Genomic DNA, 1,113 nt, shown 5'->3' on the forward strand with positions numbered 1-1,113 from the left:
GTCGGCGGCGCGCTGTCCGGCGGCACCGTCGCGGGCACCGGCACCGTCGTGGGCGGGCCGGTGGCCGGGCGTTCGGCGCCGCTGCGGGTGGACGCGCAGCGCAATCTGGAGCACGTGCTGCGGGCCGCGCGCGAGGTCTTCGGCGAGCTCGGTTACGGGGCTCCGATGGAGGACGTGGCCCGTCGGGCGCGCGTCGGCGTGGGCACGGTGTACCGCCGTTTCCCCAGCAAGGACGTGCTGGTGCGGCGGATAGCCGAGGAGGAGACCGCGCGGCTGACCGAGCAGGCGCGGGCCGCGCTCGGGCAGGAGGAGGAGCCGTGGTCGGCGCTCTCCCGGTTCCTGCGGACCTCGGTCGCCTCGGGGGCCGGCCGGCTGCTGCCGCCGCAGGTGCTGCGGGTCGGTGTCGACGAGGTTCCGGTGGACGGGGACGGCGACGCGGCCCGGGTGCCGTACCAGCGGGGGCTCGGCGAGCAGGCCGACGCGCGCGTGGTGGCGCCCCGGGCGGTGCCCGCGGACGAGCGGGACGACGCGGGGGCCGCGGAGCTCCTGGAGGTCGTCGGCCGGCTGGTCGAGCGGGCCCGTGAGGCGGGTGAGCTGCGGCCGGACGTGACGGTGGCGGACGTGCTGCTGGTCATCGCCACCTCGGCGCCGGCGCTGCCGGACGCGGCCCAGCAGGCGGCGGCCTCGGCCCGGCTCCTGGACATCCTGCTGGAGGGTCTGCGCTCGCGGTAGCGGTGCCCGTCGGTCCCCCGGTCCCGTGGGCCGGGTGGACCAGCGCGCATGACACGAACGTGTGAGCGGTTACGCCGGGATGCGGGAAGTCGCCCCGGACGAGTGGTAAGTGGACGTGGCGCTTCGGCGTGCCCGCGTCGTGTGGCAGGCTTGGCCGGTGTTCGGGTCTGCGCAGGCGTACGGGGGCTTCCGCGATGAGCGGTGAAGGTCGGGACGATCCGCTGGGCGGTGGCGGTGCCACGGAGGCCGAGGGCCTGCCCGCCCGCCAGGTGCCGAGCCAGAAGAGCCCCGGAGGCGCCGCTCCCGGCGTGCCCGGCCAGCCGCCGCAGGGGCCGGGCGAGCCGAGCGTCCCGCAGCAGCGCGAGGGCAAGTCGGCGGGGG

2 protein-coding genes are annotated in these 1,113 nt (G+C 77.5%); both read left to right on the forward strand.

Annotated elements, in window-relative coordinates; genetic code table 11:
* Positions 1-48 precede the first annotated feature (48 nt).
* Positions 49-732 (forward strand): helix-turn-helix domain-containing protein, encoded by a 684-nt coding sequence (locus AB0E83_RS35420; RefSeq protein WP_362120936.1) that lies wholly within the window; start codon positions 49-51, stop codon positions 730-732.
* Between the two features lie 194 nt (positions 733-926).
* Positions 927-1,113 (forward strand): hypothetical protein (locus AB0E83_RS35425; RefSeq protein WP_362120935.1); only part of this gene is annotated, 187 nt, incomplete at its 3' end.

The sequence above is a fragment of the Streptomyces sp. NPDC035033 genome, from assembly GCF_040636735.1.
Classification (GTDB): domain Bacteria; phylum Actinomycetota; class Actinomycetes; order Streptomycetales; family Streptomycetaceae; genus Streptomyces.